Raw genomic sequence first — 14,753 nt, forward strand, 5'->3', positions numbered from 1 at the left:
CCGGTGAAATGTTCTTGAGAGATGAGAGGTACTGCGACTAGCTCAGATGGCGCTCAGGTCTTTCGGGTTGCTTCGCCGCCGCCGAGTTCGCCCTGCCAGCGGCGGTAGAGCCGGTGCTCCACGCCTGCCGCGTCGAGGACGCGTCCGGCGACGAAGTCCACCAGGTCCTGGATGTGGGTGGCGCCCGCGTAGAAGGCCGGCGAGGTCGGCACCACGGTCGCTCCCGCGTCGTCCAGCGCGACCAGGTGACGCAGCGTCTGCCCGTTCAGCGGGGTCTCCCGTACGGCGACGACCAGTTTGCGGCGCTCCTTCAGCGTGACGCTCGCGGCCCGCTGCAGCAGGTCCTTCGACAGCCCCAGCGCGACCCCGGCCACGCACGCGGTGGAGGCGGGCACGATGAGCATCCCCCGCACCGGGTACGACCCCGAGGACGGCCCGGCCGCGAGGTCCCCCGCGCTCCAGTAGCGCACCCCCGTGACGTCCACGTGGAAGGTGCCCGGCTTGCCGTCGGCCCCCCTGGCCAGCCAATCCCGCAGGTCGTCCCGCCAGTGCGCGTCCCGGAACGAGATCCCCGTCTCGTCCAGCAGCGTGAGCCGCGACGCCCTCGACACCACGAGGTCGACCGGCTCCCCCGCCTCCAGCAGCGCCCGCAGCACCGCTGCCGCGTACGGCGTCCCGGATGCTCCGGACACCCCCACGATCCAAGGCACGCGCTGCGTTTCTCCTGCGTTCACATCTTGAGCGTACCGGCGGGGCGAGTGGTGTTCAGGACGGGTGGGGTGCCGTCCGGGGCAGTCGACCCGGCCCGACGGGGCACGGCCCGCACCCGAACGGACTACACGGTGAGGCCGCGCACCAGCAGATCGAGCAGCGCGCACACGAACAGGGCGATCCCGATGAACCCGTTGACGCTGAAGAACGCCCTGTTCAGACGGGACAGGTCGTGCGGGCGGACGATCCGGTGCTCGTAGCCGAAGGCGCCCGCGACGATCACCAGGCCGAGCCAGAAGAACGGACCGGCGTGGGTGGCGAGGGCGTACCAGACGAACAGGGCCGTCGTGATCGCGTGGCAGGCCCGCGCGCCCCAGATGGCCGCCGGGATGCCGAAACGGGCCGGGACCGACATGACGCCGATCTCACGGTCGGTCTCGACGTCCTGGCAGGCGTAGATGAGGTCGAAGCCGCCGATCCAGACGCCGACCGCGAGGCCGAGGATCACCGCCTCCCAGGACCACTCGCCGCTGATCGCCAGCCAGCCGCCGACCGGGCCCATCGCCTGGGCGAGGCCCAGGATGGCCTGCGGGAAGTTCGTGAAGCGTTTGCCGTACGGGTAGACCACCATCGGGATCACCGCGATGGGGGCCAGGGCCAGGCACAGCGGGTTCAGCAGGGCCGCCGCGCCGAGGAAGACCACCAGGGCGATCAGGGCGCCCGTCCAGGCGTGCTTCACCGACATCGCGCCGGTCACCAGCTCACGGTGGGCGGTGCGCGGGTTCCTCGCGTCGATCTCGCGGTCGATGATCCGGTTGACCGCCATCGCGAAGGTCCGCAGGCCCACCATGCAGACGGTGACCAGCAGCAGCCGGCCCCAGTGGATGTTCCGGTCCCACTGGTACATCGCGGTGAGGGAGGCGATGTACGCGAAGGGCAGGGCGAAGACGGAGTGCTCGATCATCACCAGGCGCAGGAACGCCTTGGTGCGCCCCGGCTGGGGGATCGCGGCTGACGCGCTGCTCACAGCCCGTACTCCTTCCAGCGGCGGTCGACCTTGGCCGCCGTCTCCGGGTCCGACTCCACCATGTCGGGCCACCCGCCGTCCCGCGTGTACCCCTCCTCGGGCCACTTCTTCGTCGCGTCGATGCCCGCCTTGCCGCCCCAGAACTGCTGGTAGGAGGCGTGGTCGAGGTGGTCGACGGGACCCTCGACGACCGTGAGGTCGCGGGCGTAGTCGGTGTTGCCGAGGGCCCGCCAGGCGACCTCGTGGAGGTCGTGGACGTCGCAGTCGGCGTCGACGACCACGATCAGCTTGGTCAGCGACATCATGTGCGCGCCCCACACGGCGTGCATCACCTTCTGCGCGTGCTTGGGGTACTTCTTGTCGATGGAGACGATCGCGCAGTTGTGGAAGCCGCCGGCCTCGGGCAGGTGGTAGTCCACGATGTCCGGGACGATGATCTTCAGCAGGGGGAGGAAGAAGCGCTCGGTCGCGCGGCCGAGGGGGCCGTCCTCCGTCGGGGGCCTGCCGACGACGATCGACTGCAGCAGGGGGCGGCGGCGCATCGTCACGCAGTCGATCTTCAGCGCGGGGAAGGGCTCCTGCGGGGTGTAGAAGCCGGTGTGGTCGCCGAAGGGGCCTTCCGGGAGCATCTCGCCGGGCTCCAGCCAGCCCTCCAGGACGACCTCGGCGTGCGCCGGGACCTGGAGCGGAACCGTCTTGCAGTCGACCATCTCGATCCGCCTGCCCGCGATGAACCCGGCGAACAGGTACTCGTCGATGTCGCCGGGGAGGGGGGCGGTGGAGGCGTAGGTGACGGCGGGCGGGCAGCCGAAGGCGATGGCGACGGGCAGGCGCTCCCCCCTTCGGGCCGCCACCTGGTAGTGGTTGCGGCTGTCCTTGTGGATCTGCCAGTGCATGCCGATGGTGCGCCTGTCGTGGCGCTGGAGGCGGTACAGCCCGAGGTTGCGGACGCCCGTCTCCGGGTCCTTGGTGTGGGTGAGGCCGAGGTTGAAGAAGGAGCCGCCGTCCTTGGGCCAGGTGAACAGCGCGGGCAGCCGGTCGAGGTCCACCTCGTCGCCCTGCAGGACCACCTCCTGCACGGGCGCGCTGTCCGGCTTGACCTTCTTCGGCGGTACGTGCGTCATCGCGCCGAGCTTGCCGAAGGCCTCGCGCACCCCGACGAAGCCCTGCGGCAGTTCGGGCCGCAGCAGCCCGCCGATCTTGTCGCTGATGTCGCCGTACGACTTCAGGCCGAGCGCCTTCAGCAGCCGGCGGTCGGTGCCGAAGACGTTCATCGCCAGCGGCATCGCGGAGCCCTTCACGTTCTCGAAGAGCAGGGCGGGGCCGCCGGACTTCTGCACCCGGTCGACGATCTCCCCGACCTCCAGATACGGGTCGACCTCGGCCTTGATGCGCTTGAGGTCCCCCTCGCGCTCCAGTGCCCTGAGCAGGGAGCGAAGATCGTCGTAAGCCATGCGTCCCAGTATCTGCCACCCGCTACCCTGGCCCGGTCACCGGGGCCGTCCCACTTCCCGAGGAGTTCGCGCACGCATGCTCAGGTATCTGCCGTTCCTGCTGGTCCTGGCGGTGTGGATCTACGCCTTCGTGGACTGCCTGAACACCCCCGAGGAGGAGGTGCGGGTCCTGCCGAAGGTGATCTGGGTGATCGTCATCCTGCTCTTCGGCGAGGTGCTGGTCGGCCCGCTCGGCTGGCTGATCGCCGGCAAGGTGCGCGGTGCCGGGGCGGGCGCTCCGGGCGCGGCCGGGGGCCGCTGGGTGGCACCCGACGACAACCCGGAGTTCCTGAAGTCCCTGGACAAGGACGATCCCAAGGACTGAACTCTCCACAACTGCCTCACAGTTGCCCGCTGATTCCCACTTGCCCACAGGGCCACCTTGAGTGGTTAATGAGCAGCAGTCAGTGATGGGTCGTGTCATCACCCATACCTCAGGGGGACAGATGAGCAGCACGGAGCCGCCGGTCGCCAGACCCGAACCACCGGGGCACTACGACATCCCGCCGCCGCCCTCCGTGCCGCCGGAGTCGGCGACCGGTATCGACCTGCGGGTCGGCAAGCGGCTGCTCTGGGTCGGCGGGGGCGCGTACCCGCTGGAGAACGTGACGCGGGTGTACACCTACCTGCTGAAGCCGAAGCGCAAGGAAGCCACGATGCTCTTCCTGAAGCGCCTGGGGATCATCCTGTCGGTGGCGTTCGCCCTGACGATCCTCGGCGGCATCACGGGCATCGCGAGCGAGAGCGCGGCCAGCGGGATCGTCACGTTCGTGTGGCTGGGCGCGGTGGCCGCGCTGGTGTTCAGCCTGGTCGAGCTGTACTCCGTGCTGACGTCGCCGGTGCAGTACGTGCTGGCCGTGGAGACCTCGGGCCCGTCCATCGCCATGGTGACGAGCCGCGACCCGCGCCAGCTCGACGCCCTGGTCGGCTCGATCGTGCACGCGATCGAGAACCCGGAGGCCGAGTTCCAGGTCCGGGTGGAGCGGCTCATGGTCAACCCCAGGAACTACTACTTCGGGGACAACGTCAACATGTACGGCGGTACGGGCAACGTGGGGGTGTCACACGCGTGAACGGCGACAACTACTACTTCGGTGACAGCGTGACCATGCACGGCGGGCGGGGCAACACGGGCATCGTCAAGAACCAGACGGCGCCCGCCGCGCCCGCCGCCTCCCCCGAACTGCAGGCCGCGATCGGGGAACTGATCGTGCTGGTGGGGCAGTTGCGGGCACAGGTGCCGCCCGCCAGTGCCCAGGCCATCGACGACTCCCTGCCGGACATCACCGCCGACCCGGACGCCGCGCCGCAGGAGCGGCACCGGGCGCTGATGGCGGTCGCGGGCATCGCGGCGACGGTGGGGGCCGTGGGCCAGCCGGTCGTGGAGGCGGTCAACAAGATCCTGGGGCTGCTGAGTTCGTAGGGGCGGCACCGCGCCTCGTGGTTGCCGCCACCGCCACCTGTGACCCGGCGCTCAGTCGACGGTGATCGAGTCGAGCTTCTCCCTCAGGTACACATGGGAGTCGACGGGCGGGTACGCCACCCGCCCCACCGGCGCCGGCACGGACTCCACCCGTGTGCCAGGGGTGCACTCCCCGAAGTACACGAGCGACATCAGCTCCTCGGCGGGCGCTTCCGCGGGCGGTGGCAGCACCCGGTGCCGTCCGGACCGCCACCGGTCACCGGTCCAACGGGCCAGCAAATCACCGATGTTGACCGTGAAAGCGGCGGGATCGTAGGGCGCGTCCTCCCAGCCGGCGCCGCCTTCCGAGGGGTCGGTGTACACCTGCAGCCCGCCCTTGCCGGCCTGCCGGTCCAGGATGGTGACCGTCCCGAAGTCGGTGTGCGGGCCGATCCGGAACTGCCCGGGCCGCGCCTCGCCGATCACCTCGGTCCCGGGGTACCAGTTGATGTTGAAGCCGTACGTCGGACGGTCCATGTGCCGGCTGAAGAAGTCCGGCTCGAGCCCGAGGGCGTACCCGAGCAGCAGAAGCAGTTCCTTCTCCAGCGCGGCCATCATCCCGAGGTACTCCTCGCACAGCGGCCGCAGTCCGGGCACCTCGGCGGGCCACACGTTGGGCGCGTACCACTCGGCGTTGACGACCGGGTCGTCGAACGGCTCCTGCGTGGCGAACGTCAGCGACTCCTTCAGGTCCGGCGGAGTCTCGGTCCCCTCGGCGTACCCGTTGGCCTCCGCGCCCGGCCCCAGCCAGCCGCGCCCGCCGACCCTCGCCTCGTACGCCTGCTTCACCTCGGCGGGCAGCGCGAAGAACGCCCGCGCGGCCGCCCGGATCCGCGAGCGCAGCCCCAGCTCCACTCCGTGCCCGGTGACCAGCAGGAACCCGGCGGTCTGCAGGGCCTCGTCGACGGTGCGGGCGATACGGGCGCGGGTGTCCCGGTCGCCGCCCCGCCACGGCCGCAGGTCGATGGTGGGGATACGGGGCTCAGTCATCCGCGGTGTCCTCTCCGGTGCTCTCGCCGATGTCCTCGTTCCACAGAGCCGGGTTCCGCGCGATGAAGTCGCGCATCAGCGCCGTGCACTCGTGATCGTCGAGGAGGACCACCTCGACGCCGTTCTCCGCGAGCCAGTCGTGTCCGCCGTGGAAGGTGACCGCCTCGCCGACCACCACCCGCGAGATGCCGAACTGCCGGACCAGCCCGCTGCAGTACCAGCACGGGGAGAGGGTGGTCACCATGGTCGTCCCCCGGTACGTCCGCTGCCGTCCCGCCGCCCGGAAGGCCGCCGTCTCCGCGTGCGTCGAGGGGTCGCCGTCCTGGACCCGGCGGTTGTGGCCGCGGCCGAGGAGGGTGCCGTCGGGGCCGTAGAGCGCGGCGCCGATCGGGATACCGCCCTCGGCGAGACCGGCGCGGGCCTCGGCGACGGCGGTGGCGAGCCAGGTGCGTGCCTGTGCCTGATCCATGCCTCCACTCTGGCACTCCGCCCCGACGGTCCGGTGCTGCATGCCGACGATCCGGCGCTCCATGCCGACACTCCGCCCAATTTCGTAACCCAACGGACATCACGCGATCTAGTCGGAAGCAACTACCTCTTCCTACACTTGAGTCAAGGGGGGATGCGGTGCACAGACGTCTGCACGGGCGTGGGGCCCTGTTCGACACGGATCCGGCCGGGCTCGCTCCGCGGCTGGTGGGCTTGCGCCCGTACCAGCATCGCGCGCATCCGGTCGAGCATCCGAAGGAGCTGCCCCTCGTCCTGCTCACGGGGGCCCGAGGGCTGGGCAAGAGCGCGGTGCTCGGCGAATTACGGGAGGCGTACCGGGGACACACACCGGTCGCGTTGATCGACTGCGCCGACGAACAGTTCGCCCGGCCGCCCGCGGACCGGCCCGCCGAGTCCTGGTCGCCGGTGGCGCAGGCACTGCTGGTGATCGCCGAGCAACTCGCCGAGCCGGTGACCGGTGCCGGGCGGATCCAGTTCCCGCGGCTGATGTCGGGCCTGGTCGCGGTGGCCGCGAGCGGCTGGGGCGACGCCGACTCCGAGCGGATCCGGCGGGAGGTCGAACGGATCCTGCTGCTGGGCGAGAGCGGGTCGTGGATCAGTGGCTTCGCCGGGCGATGGGCGGGGAAGGTGGCGGCGAAGGTCGTCGCCGCCGCGACCGGCACCGGGCCGCTGCTGTCGGGAGCCATCGAGGCCACCCTGGAGTCCGTCGCGGAAGGGTTCTCGCACCGGCGCCACCAGAAGGCATCCGTGTGGTACCGCACGTACCCGAACGCCGGAGGACACGCCCAGCGCGGGCTGATGCTGCTCGCGGGGCACTTCCGGGCGGGCGGCACCTCCCGGGAGCACGCCGAGCGGTATCTCGTACGGGCCCTGCTCACCGACCTGACCGAGGCGTACACGGGGATGCTGCCGCGCATGCAGCGCCTGGGCCGGCCGCTGGTGCTGGTCGACAACGCGCAGGTCCCGCCCGGGCCCGGGCTCGTCGACGCCGTGCTGCGGGACCGTGCCGAGGGCATCGCCGACCGGGTGGTGTTCATCGGCGCCCGGCGCGGTGAGGGCCGGGAGGCGCTGCGCAACGCCGCCCGTCACGGCCTGCCCGAGGTGGCCCGGCGCAGCGGCTGGACGCCGGACGCGGTCGTGCCGTCCTCCCGGGCGCTGCTGGTGTCGCTGCCCGCGCTCAGCCCCGACGACACCCTGCACATCGTCGGCGCGGTCTGCGACGAGACTCCCGTGCCTCCCCAACTCCCGCACGCCACGCACCGGCTGACGGGCGGCAACCCGCTGGGCATAGCCCTGCTCGCCGAGTCCGCCGCGCAGCACCTGCCCGGGGCCACGTCCCTCGGTGAGCTGCTCACCGCCGACGTGCGGCTGCACGAGGACCATGACGGCGCGCCCGCCTACCGCGAGCTGCTCGACCGGCTGGTGCCCGCCGACCGGCTGGACGAACTCACCGTGCTGGCCGCCGCCCACGACCACGACTCCGCCTGCGCCCTGGCGACCGCGCTCCTCCCGGACGACTTCGGCCCCTCGGACGTACGGGCCCTGCAGACCCGGCTCGCCGAGGAAGGGCTGCCGGGCGTACCCGGGCACTTCGTCGGCGACCCCTTCGTACGGACCCTGCTGCTGCTCCGGCTGCACCTGCGGGACGCCGACCACAGCGGCTGGCGGGCGGCGCACGAGACGCTGATCGCGCACTACGCGCCGGACGCCGACGAGGAGCCCGGCCGGGCCGGCTACCGGCTGTACCACGAACTCGCCCTGGGCTCCGCGGACTCGGCGGTCGCGCACCTGCGGGACACCTTCCTCACCGCCGACACCCGCACCTGGCTGCGCACCCTCCGCTTCGTCGCCGCCGCGCCGTACTTCCACGCGCACGACGCCGACGGCCGCGACTTCACCGGCCGGGGCGACCGGCGGGCCGCCGTGGCGCTGGGCCGCACGGACGCGGTGCAGGAAGCGCCGCCGGGCGTGGACGCCGTACTGCACCTGCGGGTGCGGCGGTTGCTGCACGCGGTGTGGCAGCTCTCCGACCCGCTGGTGCTGCCGGATCCCAAGGTGTGCGACCGGCTGCGGTTCGAGCTGGAGCAGCTGTCCAACCTGCGGCCCGCGGGCAACGCGCTGCTGTGGCGGGCCTCCCGGGACTGGCCCGCGAGCGCGCTGGCCGGGCGCCCGCTGGACACCTGGGACGACGAGGAAGACGGCGACGGCACGGGCGGACCGGGCGGGGAGGCGTGATGGCGCGCAGGGGCGTGGGCACGTGGGTGCGCGAGGGCGTGTGGGAGATCCCGTTGCGCCGCTATCTGGCGCTGCTGGTCACGGTGGCGCTGCTGGTCGGTCTGGTCTTCGCGGTGCGGACGCTCGCGCACGACGACCGGTCCTGCGCGGCGGGGGTGGTGCGGCCCGAGGGCAGCGACGAGTGCGTGGGCGTGGCGACGGGCGGGTATGACTTCGGGCGGCCGCAGTTCCGGGACGCGGTCCGGGCGATCGAGCGGGAGAACGGGCGGCTGAAGCCCGGCAGGTACGTGACGGTGGCCCTGATGCTGCCGTTCACCTCGACCGCCCCCGCGAACCTGGCCGACATCCAGCACCAGCTCCAGGGCGCCTACCTGGCCCAGTACCAGGCCAACCACCAGTCCAACGGCGAGGCCCCGGCGATCCGGCTGGTGCTCGCCAACCCCGGGGCCACCGGCGACCACTGGCAGCTCACGGTGGACGAGCTGGACGGGATGACGAGGACCGCGGACCGGCTGCGGGCGGTCGCCGGGGTCGGGCAGAGCACGGACAACAACAAGAAGGCGGTGAAGGAGCTGACCCGGCGCGGGATCCCGGTGGTCGGCTCCTCCATCACCGCCGACGACCTGGCCAACGGCCAGGGCGGCAAGGACCCGTTCCCGGGGCTGGCGCGGGTCTCGCCGACCAACACCGACGAGGCCCGTGCGCTGGCCTCCTTCGCGAAGGTGAGCGCGGGCCGGGCACTGCTGGTGTACGACAACCCCGGCGACCCCTACACGCGGACGCTGCAGAGCGCGTTCACGGCGCTGCTGAAGGGGTCGCGGTACGAGCCGCGGCCGTTCTACCCGCCCGCCGACCGCAGCAAGGAGGGCACGACCGCCAACACGTTCTGGGAGATCACGCAGATCCTGTGCTCCACGCCCAAGTCGACGGACACGATCCTCTTCGCGGGCCGGCACACACAGTTGCGGCAGTTCATCAACGCGCTGGGCGGACGCGGCTGCGCGGACCGGAAGTTCACCGTGCTCACCGGTGACGAGGGCTCGTACCTGAGCGGCGACAAGAAGCTGGACCGCGGCGCCCTGGAGCACAACCTCTCGGTGCGCTACACCTCTCTCGCCCACCCGGACGCCTGGAAGGCGGCCCCCGCGTCCGCCACCGGCGGCTCGGCCAAGGACGCGCAGGACCTGCAGCGGCTGGTGGCGGACGGCAGGCGCGGGCCGGTCGGCCCGATCGGCTCGGTGGCCCTGGACGACGGCCAGTTGATCATCGGCTACGACGCCGTACGGCTCGCCGTGCGCGGCATCCGCATGGCCACGCACCGCGGCTCGGCGACCCCGGCGCTGGCCACGGTGGGCCACGAGTGGACCCAGGTGCAGGGTGCGCTACGGCTGGGCGGCGCCGGCGGCTGGATCTGCCTGGACGCGCACGGCAACCCGTACGACAAGGCCGTACCGATCGTGGAGCTCGTCCCCGAGGGCGGCTCCCGCTTCGTGAAGACCGCCTGGCCGGAGGGGAAGCCGCCGGGGAAGGAGTGCCTGCCGCCGTCCTAGGAGAGGTCAGGTTCGAGTTCGAACGTGAAGTAGACGCTCAGGCAGTGGGGCTCGTCCTCGCCGTCGAGGAAGTCCCATGAGACGTCGGCGACTTGAATGTCGTGCTCGCTCACCCACGCTTGTGCCTTTGCGAAGGCATGGGCGGCGTTCGCCCCGAGGAAGAGTTTCCTGGCTATCGGATGCACCCCGGTCTCCGCCTCCGAGTCGTCGAAGTCTTCGGGAACATTCAGGCAGAAGGAGGGGTTCAGCGTCACGGTACCGTCCTCGACTCAGGGGGTGGCCACACGCCCGGGGGAAGTTTCCGGGCGTGTCACCGTGTAGGACGCCGCGTGGCTTGGAAAGAGTTGCTTCAGGCCGGCGACCGGGTCGGCCTCCGGGGGCTCAGACGCCCGCGTAGGAGTGCTTGCCGCTCACGAAGATGTTGACGCCGTAGTAGTTGAACAGCCAGCAGCCGAACGCGATCATCGCCAGGTAGGCGGCCTTGCGGCCCTTCCAGCCGGCCGTGGCGCGGGCGTGCAGGTAGGTGGCGTAGCCGATCCAGGTGATGAAGGACCAGGTCTCCTTGGGGTCCCAGTTCCAGTAGCGGCCCCAGGCGTCGCCCGCCCAGATCGCGCCCGCGATGATCGTGAACGTCCACAGCGGGAAGACGGCCGCGTTGACGCGGTAGGCGAACTTGTCGAGCGAGGAGGAGGCGGGCAGCCGCTCCAGCACCGACGTCGCGAAGCTGCCGGGCTTGCCGCCGGTCTGCAGCTTGTTCTCGTACGAGTCCTTGAAGAGGTACAGGATCGTGGCGACCGCGCCGACGTAGAACACCGCGCCGCAGAAGATCGCGGTGGAGACGTGGATGTACAGCCAGTACGAGTGCAGCGCCGGGACGAGCTGGTCGCTCGCGGTGTAGAGGACGGTGACCGCGAGGCCCAGGTCGAGCAGGACCGTGGTGATCAGGAACAGGCCCATCCAGCGGACGTTCTTCTTCAGGGCCAGCAGCCCGAGGTAGACGGCGACCGCGACCGTGGAGAAGGTGATGTTGAACTCGTACATGTTGCCCCACGGCGCCCGCTCCACGGAGGCCGCGCGGGTGACGACCCCGGCCAGTTCCACGAGGAAGGCGAGCACGGTGAGGGAGACGGCGATCCGCCCGTAGAGGTCGCCCTGCTCGTCACCGCCGTGGGCACCGGGGCCGTCCGGCACGTCCCTGGCCCCGGACGCGGAGCGCACGACGACCTGGGGCCGCTCCAGCACGGCGGTCCCCCCGGCCTGCTTCACCGTGACGGCGGGGCCCCCCTTCGCGGCCTTGGCGTCCGCCGTGAGCGCGGAGGCCGTGCGGGCCACCTTGCTGCGGCTGCCGAAGAGCCATTCGGCGATGTAGGCGAAGAAGGCCAGGGTGTAGACGGCCATCGACGAGTAGATGAGCGTGTTGCTCATGCTCGCGAGGTGTTCGTTGGTGGCGGCGGCGAGAGTCACCTCAGCACTCCTTCGGGTGATATCCCGGCGATTTGCCGTCGGGCGGTGAGGTCTGCGGGGAAGCTTGCGGTCGTGTTACCGGGCTGGTTTCGACCCGGCTGGCGTTGATCGTGGAAGACCTGACGGGCCGCTGGTCCGCCGGGCGGCGTGAGCCAGGAATCTCCCTGGATCCGCGGGGGAGAGGATTCAATGCTGCTCAGCCCCTTCAGTGTCTGCGGCGTCGGAGTCGGACGCGCCGTCCGGCTCCGCCTCCGCGTCGTCGGGTGCCCCCGGCGCCTGGTCGTAGAGGATTCCGGCGAGGTCGCCCAGTTCCTCGGGCACCTTGGCGGACTCGCTGCGGCCGAGGCCGGCCATCTCGACGACCGTGACACCGTCGGCGCCGCGGACGGCCCGGACCCAGACGCGACGGCGCTGGATGAACAGGGACGCGGCGAGGCCGAAGATCGCGGCGAGTGCGCCGCCGAGGGCCCAGCCGCTGCCGGGCTCCTGGACGATCTCGAAGCCCGCCCACTCCTTGACGCCCTTCTCGAAGGTGATCGAGCCGGCGCCGTTCGGCAGCTTCATGGTCTGCCCGGGCCTCAGGTTGCCCCTGAGCTGCTTGCCCTTGGCGTCCTTGTAGTCCTTCATGTGGCTCTTGTCGAGCTGGTACACGCTCTGCGGGATGCCCGCGTCGACACCGAGGTCGCCGTGGTACGGCGTCAGGTTCAGCACCGGGTTGTTGAGCGCCGGGAAGGTCGACAGGACCGAGGAGCCGCCGCCGTAGGTCGGCAGGAAGAAGGCCTGGACGCCGAGCTGCTCACTGACGCCCTGGGCGTTCTTGTAGCCGTCCATGACCTTGATGACACCCTGTGAGGTGATGTTGCCGTCGAGCGGCAGCAGCGGCACGGCGTCCTTGTAGACGACGTTGCCCTTGCCGTCGCGGACGGTGATGACGGGCGCGTAGCCGTGGCTGACGAGGTAGACCTTGGAGTCGTCGATCTTCAGCGGCTCGTTGACCTTGATGGTGGTCGGAGTGGCCTTGCCGTCCGCGCCCTTGCTGTAGTCGATCTTCGCCTGGAAGGTGCGCGCGGTGCCCTTGTTGGGGCCGCTGGTCTCGTAGGTGGCCTTGAAGTCCTCGAGGTCGAAGCTGAAGGGCACCAGGTCGTCGGGGGTGAACATGCTGCCGGACTTGAAGTCGTCGTACATCGGCAGCACGTTGGAGAAGCCGGGGTCCCCCTCCACCATCAGCTTGGTGCCGTCCGACTTGTACAGCTGGCCCGAGGCGAAGGCGATCAGCAGCACGATCAGCGCGATGTGGAAGACCAGGTTGCCCAGCTCGCGGACGTAGCCCTTCTCCGCGGCGACGGCGTCACCGGTGAGATCGGCGCGGAAGCGGCGCTTCTTCAGCAGGGCGAGCGCGGCCTCGCGGACCTGCTCGGGTTCGGCCGTCGTGCGCCAGGTGGTGTAGGCGGGCAGCCGGGTCAGCCGGTTGGGCGCGACCGGCGGACGGCCGCGCAGCTGGCCGACGAACTGCCAGGTGCGCGGGACGATGCAGCCGACGAGGGAGATGAACAGCAGGATGTAGATCGCGGAGAACCACACCGAGCTGTAGACGTGGAAGAGGCCGAGCTTGTCGTAGATCGGCGCGAGCACCGTGTGGGACTTGCGGAATTCGGCGACCTTGGTGGCGTCGACGCCGGTCTGCGGGATCAGCGACCCGGGGATCGCGCCGAGCGAGAGCAGCAGGAGCAGCAGCAGCGCGACCCGCATGGAGGTGAGCTGGCGCCAGAACCAGCGGGCCCAGCCGATGACACCCATGCCGGGCGCACTGGTGAGCTCCTCCCGGGGGGCGGTGGACAGCTGGGAGCCGGCCGCTCCGAGGCCCTGGTCCTCGGCTGCGCCCGTGGAGTTGTCGACAGTGGTCTTGCTCATGGATCAGATCCCCACAGTGAAGCCGTTGGACCAGGTCTGCATCTCCTGCACCAGGCGGTCCCACGCGCCGGTCAGCAGCAGCACACCGGTCAGGATCATCATCGTGCCGCCGATGCGCATCACCCAGACATAGTGGCGCTTGACCCAGCCGAACGCACCGAGGGCCTTGCGGAAGGCGACCGCGGTGAGGACGAAGGGGACGCCGAGGCCGAGGCAGTAGGCGACGGTCAGTATGGCGCCGCGGCCGGCGCTCGCCTGCGTGGACGACAGGGCGACGACGGAGCCGAGGGTGGGGCCGATGCAGGGCGTCCAGCCGATCCCGAACAGGGCACCGAGCAGGGGTGCGCCCGCGAGGCCTGTGGCGGGTCGTTTGTGGAAGCGGAACTCGCGCTGGGTCAGCCAGGGCATCAGCCCCATGAAGAAGACGCCCAGCAGGATCATGAGCACGCCGAGCACCCTGGACAGAACGTCCTTGTGCTCCTGCAGCGTCTGCCCGAAGAAGCCGAACAGTGCCCCGCCGGAGACGAAAACCACCGTGAAGCCGAGTACGAACAGGGACGCGCCCACCACCATCCGGCCCCGCCGGGCTTCACCCAGGTCGACTCCGGTGACTCCCGTCACATAGGACAGGTAGCCGGGGACCAGCGGCAGGACACAGGGAGAGAAGAAGGAGACCAGCCCGGCGAGCACGGCGATGGGCAGGGCGATCAGCAGGGCGCCGTTGAGGACGGTCTGGTTCGGGCCCGTCTCCGCGGCGAGCGTCACAAGCGCGCTCACGTCACTTCTCCGCGAGGACCGGCTTGAGCATCTTCAGCAGGCTCTCCTCGCTGAGCGCCTGCAACGCCCGCGCGGCGATCTTCCCGTCCCGGTCGAGGATCAGGGTGGAGGGGATCAGCTGGGGGTTGAGCGTGCCCTTCTTGAAGCGCAGCATCAGCTTGCCGGTCGGGTCGTACAGGCTGGGGTAGGTGATCCCGTGGCCCTTCTCGAAGGCGACCGCGGGGGTGGTGCTGGAGTCCCGGGTGTTGAGTCCGACGAACTGCACGCCCTTGCCCTGGTACTCCTTGGAGACCTTGGCGAAGTAGTTCGCCTCCGCCCGGCAGGGCGGGCACCAGGAGCCCCAGACGTTGATGACGACGACCTTGCCCTTGTAGTCGGCGACGTCGAGGGTCTTGCCGTCGACCGTCTTGCCGGACAGGTCGGGGGCGGCGACCCGCTTGCCCTGCGGCACCGTGTCGATGCCGTTCTTGCCGGTGACGAAGTTGGTGTTGCCGCCTCCGCCGGACATGCCGCCGTTGCCGCATGCGGACAGGGTCAGGGCCGCCGTGGCGGCCACGGCGCTGAGCAGGATGGCGCGGCTGCGGGTACTCATGTGAAAAGTTTCGCATGCCCGTTCCGGGCGC

At 70.5% G+C, this 14,753-nt stretch carries 15 protein-coding genes; 5 read left to right on the top strand and 10 right to left on the bottom strand.

Features of this window, described 5'->3' with window-relative positions:
* Positions 1 to 53: 53 nt before the first annotated feature.
* From ACFYZQ_RS34445 to ACFYZQ_RS34455, 3 genes are all read right to left on the bottom strand, one after another.
* Entirely contained in the window at positions 54 to 710 is a 657-nt protein-coding gene (locus tag ACFYZQ_RS34445; protein ID WP_389156546.1) for a UbiX family flavin prenyltransferase, read from the bottom strand.
* Positions 711 to 835: 125 nt separating this feature from the next.
* Complete coding sequence (mqnP, locus tag ACFYZQ_RS34450) at positions 836 to 1,738, bottom strand: menaquinone biosynthesis prenyltransferase MqnP (RefSeq protein ID WP_389156548.1); 903 nt, start codon at positions 1,736 to 1,738, stop codon at positions 836 to 838.
* A complete protein-coding gene (locus tag ACFYZQ_RS34455) occupies positions 1,735 to 3,192 on the bottom strand; it encodes a menaquinone biosynthesis decarboxylase (RefSeq protein WP_389156551.1) in 1,458 nt (485 codons plus the stop codon). The genes mqnP and ACFYZQ_RS34455 overlap by 4 nt, the downstream gene beginning before the upstream one ends.
* A gap of 76 nt (positions 3,193 to 3,268) precedes the next feature.
* On the opposite strand from ACFYZQ_RS34455, the gene ACFYZQ_RS34460 reads away from it, so the two are divergent.
* From ACFYZQ_RS34460 to ACFYZQ_RS34470, 3 genes are all read left to right on the top strand, one after another.
* On the top strand, positions 3,269 to 3,556 hold the full coding sequence (locus ACFYZQ_RS34460) for a PLDc N-terminal domain-containing protein (RefSeq protein ID WP_389156554.1): 288 nt from the start codon (positions 3,269 to 3,271) through the stop codon (positions 3,554 to 3,556).
* A 121-nt stretch (positions 3,557 to 3,677) separates the two neighbouring features.
* The gene (locus ACFYZQ_RS34465; protein WP_389156556.1) at positions 3,678 to 4,304 is read left to right on the top strand and encodes a DUF6232 family protein; all 627 of its coding nucleotides are present in this window, start codon (positions 3,678 to 3,680) and stop codon (positions 4,302 to 4,304) included.
* On the top strand, positions 4,301 to 4,654 hold the full coding sequence (locus tag ACFYZQ_RS34470; RefSeq protein ID WP_389156559.1) for a hypothetical protein: 354 nt from the start codon (positions 4,301 to 4,303) through the stop codon (positions 4,652 to 4,654). The genes ACFYZQ_RS34465 and ACFYZQ_RS34470 overlap by 4 nt, the downstream gene beginning before the upstream one ends.
* 51 nt (positions 4,655 to 4,705) lie before the next feature.
* Here the strand turns inward: ACFYZQ_RS34470 and ACFYZQ_RS34475 are convergent, their stop codons facing one another.
* Together ACFYZQ_RS34475 and ACFYZQ_RS34480 are read right to left on the bottom strand one after the other, a co-directional pair.
* The gene (locus tag ACFYZQ_RS34475; protein WP_389156562.1) at positions 4,706 to 5,683 is read right to left on the bottom strand and encodes an isopenicillin N synthase family dioxygenase; all 978 of its coding nucleotides are present in this window, start codon (positions 5,681 to 5,683) and stop codon (positions 4,706 to 4,708) included.
* Positions 5,676 to 6,152, bottom strand: coding sequence for a nucleoside deaminase (locus ACFYZQ_RS34480; RefSeq protein WP_389156564.1), 477 nt, complete (start codon positions 6,150 to 6,152; stop codon positions 5,676 to 5,678). The genes ACFYZQ_RS34475 and ACFYZQ_RS34480 overlap by 8 nt, the downstream gene beginning before the upstream one ends.
* Positions 6,153 to 6,310: 158 nt before the next feature.
* Here ACFYZQ_RS34480 and ACFYZQ_RS34485 point away from each other — a divergent pair, with 158 nt between their 5' ends.
* Together ACFYZQ_RS34485 and ACFYZQ_RS34490 are read left to right on the top strand one after the other, a co-directional pair.
* The gene (locus ACFYZQ_RS34485; protein ID WP_389156566.1) at positions 6,311 to 8,428 is read left to right on the top strand and encodes a hypothetical protein; all 2,118 of its coding nucleotides are present in this window, start codon (positions 6,311 to 6,313) and stop codon (positions 8,426 to 8,428) included.
* Positions 8,428 to 9,978, top strand: a complete 1,551-nt coding sequence (locus ACFYZQ_RS34490) for a hypothetical protein (RefSeq protein ID WP_389156568.1) — start codon at positions 8,428 to 8,430, stop codon at positions 9,976 to 9,978. Before ACFYZQ_RS34485 ends, ACFYZQ_RS34490 begins: the two co-directional genes overlap by 1 nt.
* Here the strand turns inward: ACFYZQ_RS34490 and ACFYZQ_RS34495 are convergent.
* From ACFYZQ_RS34495 to ACFYZQ_RS34515, 5 genes are all read right to left on the bottom strand, one after another.
* Positions 9,975 to 10,232, bottom strand: a complete 258-nt coding sequence (locus tag ACFYZQ_RS34495) for a hypothetical protein (RefSeq protein ID WP_389156571.1) — start codon at positions 10,230 to 10,232, stop codon at positions 9,975 to 9,977. The genes ACFYZQ_RS34490 and ACFYZQ_RS34495 overlap by 4 nt on opposite strands.
* Positions 10,233 to 10,359: 127 nt before the next feature.
* Positions 10,360 to 11,442, bottom strand: a complete 1,083-nt coding sequence (ccsB, locus tag ACFYZQ_RS34500; protein ID WP_389156574.1) for a c-type cytochrome biogenesis protein CcsB — start codon at positions 11,440 to 11,442, stop codon at positions 10,360 to 10,362.
* 186 nt (positions 11,443 to 11,628) lie between these two features.
* Positions 11,629 to 13,353, bottom strand: a complete 1,725-nt coding sequence (locus ACFYZQ_RS34505) for a cytochrome c biogenesis protein ResB (protein WP_389156577.1) — start codon at positions 13,351 to 13,353, stop codon at positions 11,629 to 11,631.
* 3 nt (positions 13,354 to 13,356) lie between these two features.
* Positions 13,357 to 14,130 (bottom strand): cytochrome c biogenesis CcdA family protein, encoded by a 774-nt coding sequence (locus ACFYZQ_RS34510; protein ID WP_389156580.1) that lies wholly within the window; start codon positions 14,128 to 14,130, stop codon positions 13,357 to 13,359.
* A 1-nt stretch (position 14,131) separates the two neighbouring features.
* Positions 14,132 to 14,722, bottom strand: a complete 591-nt coding sequence (locus tag ACFYZQ_RS34515) for a TlpA family protein disulfide reductase (RefSeq protein ID WP_389156582.1) — start codon at positions 14,720 to 14,722, stop codon at positions 14,132 to 14,134.
* Positions 14,723 to 14,753 lie beyond the last annotated feature (31 nt).

The organism is Streptomyces sp. NPDC001843 (assembly GCF_042891955.1).
GTDB lineage: Bacteria > Actinomycetota > Actinomycetes > Streptomycetales > Streptomycetaceae > Streptomyces.

What these genes read in the sequence shown, in the direction of transcription:
- ACFYZQ_RS34455 (WP_389156551.1), bottom strand. Translation starts at nt 3,192, where the DNA reads ATGGCTTACGACGATCTTCGCTCCCTGCTCAGGGCACTGGAGCGCGAG.
- ACFYZQ_RS34460 (WP_389156554.1), top strand. Translation starts at nt 3,269, where the DNA reads ATGCTCAGGTATCTGCCGTTCCTGCTGGTCCTGGCGGTGTGGATCTAC.
- ACFYZQ_RS34465 (WP_389156556.1), top strand. Translation starts at nt 3,678, where the DNA reads ATGAGCAGCACGGAGCCGCCGGTCGCCAGACCCGAACCACCGGGGCAC.
- ACFYZQ_RS34475 (WP_389156562.1), bottom strand. Translation starts at nt 5,683, where the DNA reads ATGACTGAGCCCCGTATCCCCACCATCGACCTGCGGCCGTGGCGGGGC.
- ACFYZQ_RS34480 (WP_389156564.1), bottom strand. Translation starts at nt 6,152, where the DNA reads ATGGATCAGGCACAGGCACGCACCTGGCTCGCCACCGCCGTCGCCGAG.
- ACFYZQ_RS34490 (WP_389156568.1), top strand. Translation starts at nt 8,428, where the DNA reads ATGGCGCGCAGGGGCGTGGGCACGTGGGTGCGCGAGGGCGTGTGGGAG.
- ACFYZQ_RS34505 (WP_389156577.1), bottom strand. Translation starts at nt 13,353, where the DNA reads ATGAGCAAGACCACTGTCGACAACTCCACGGGCGCAGCCGAGGACCAG.
- ACFYZQ_RS34515 (WP_389156582.1), bottom strand. Translation starts at nt 14,722, where the DNA reads ATGAGTACCCGCAGCCGCGCCATCCTGCTCAGCGCCGTGGCCGCCACG.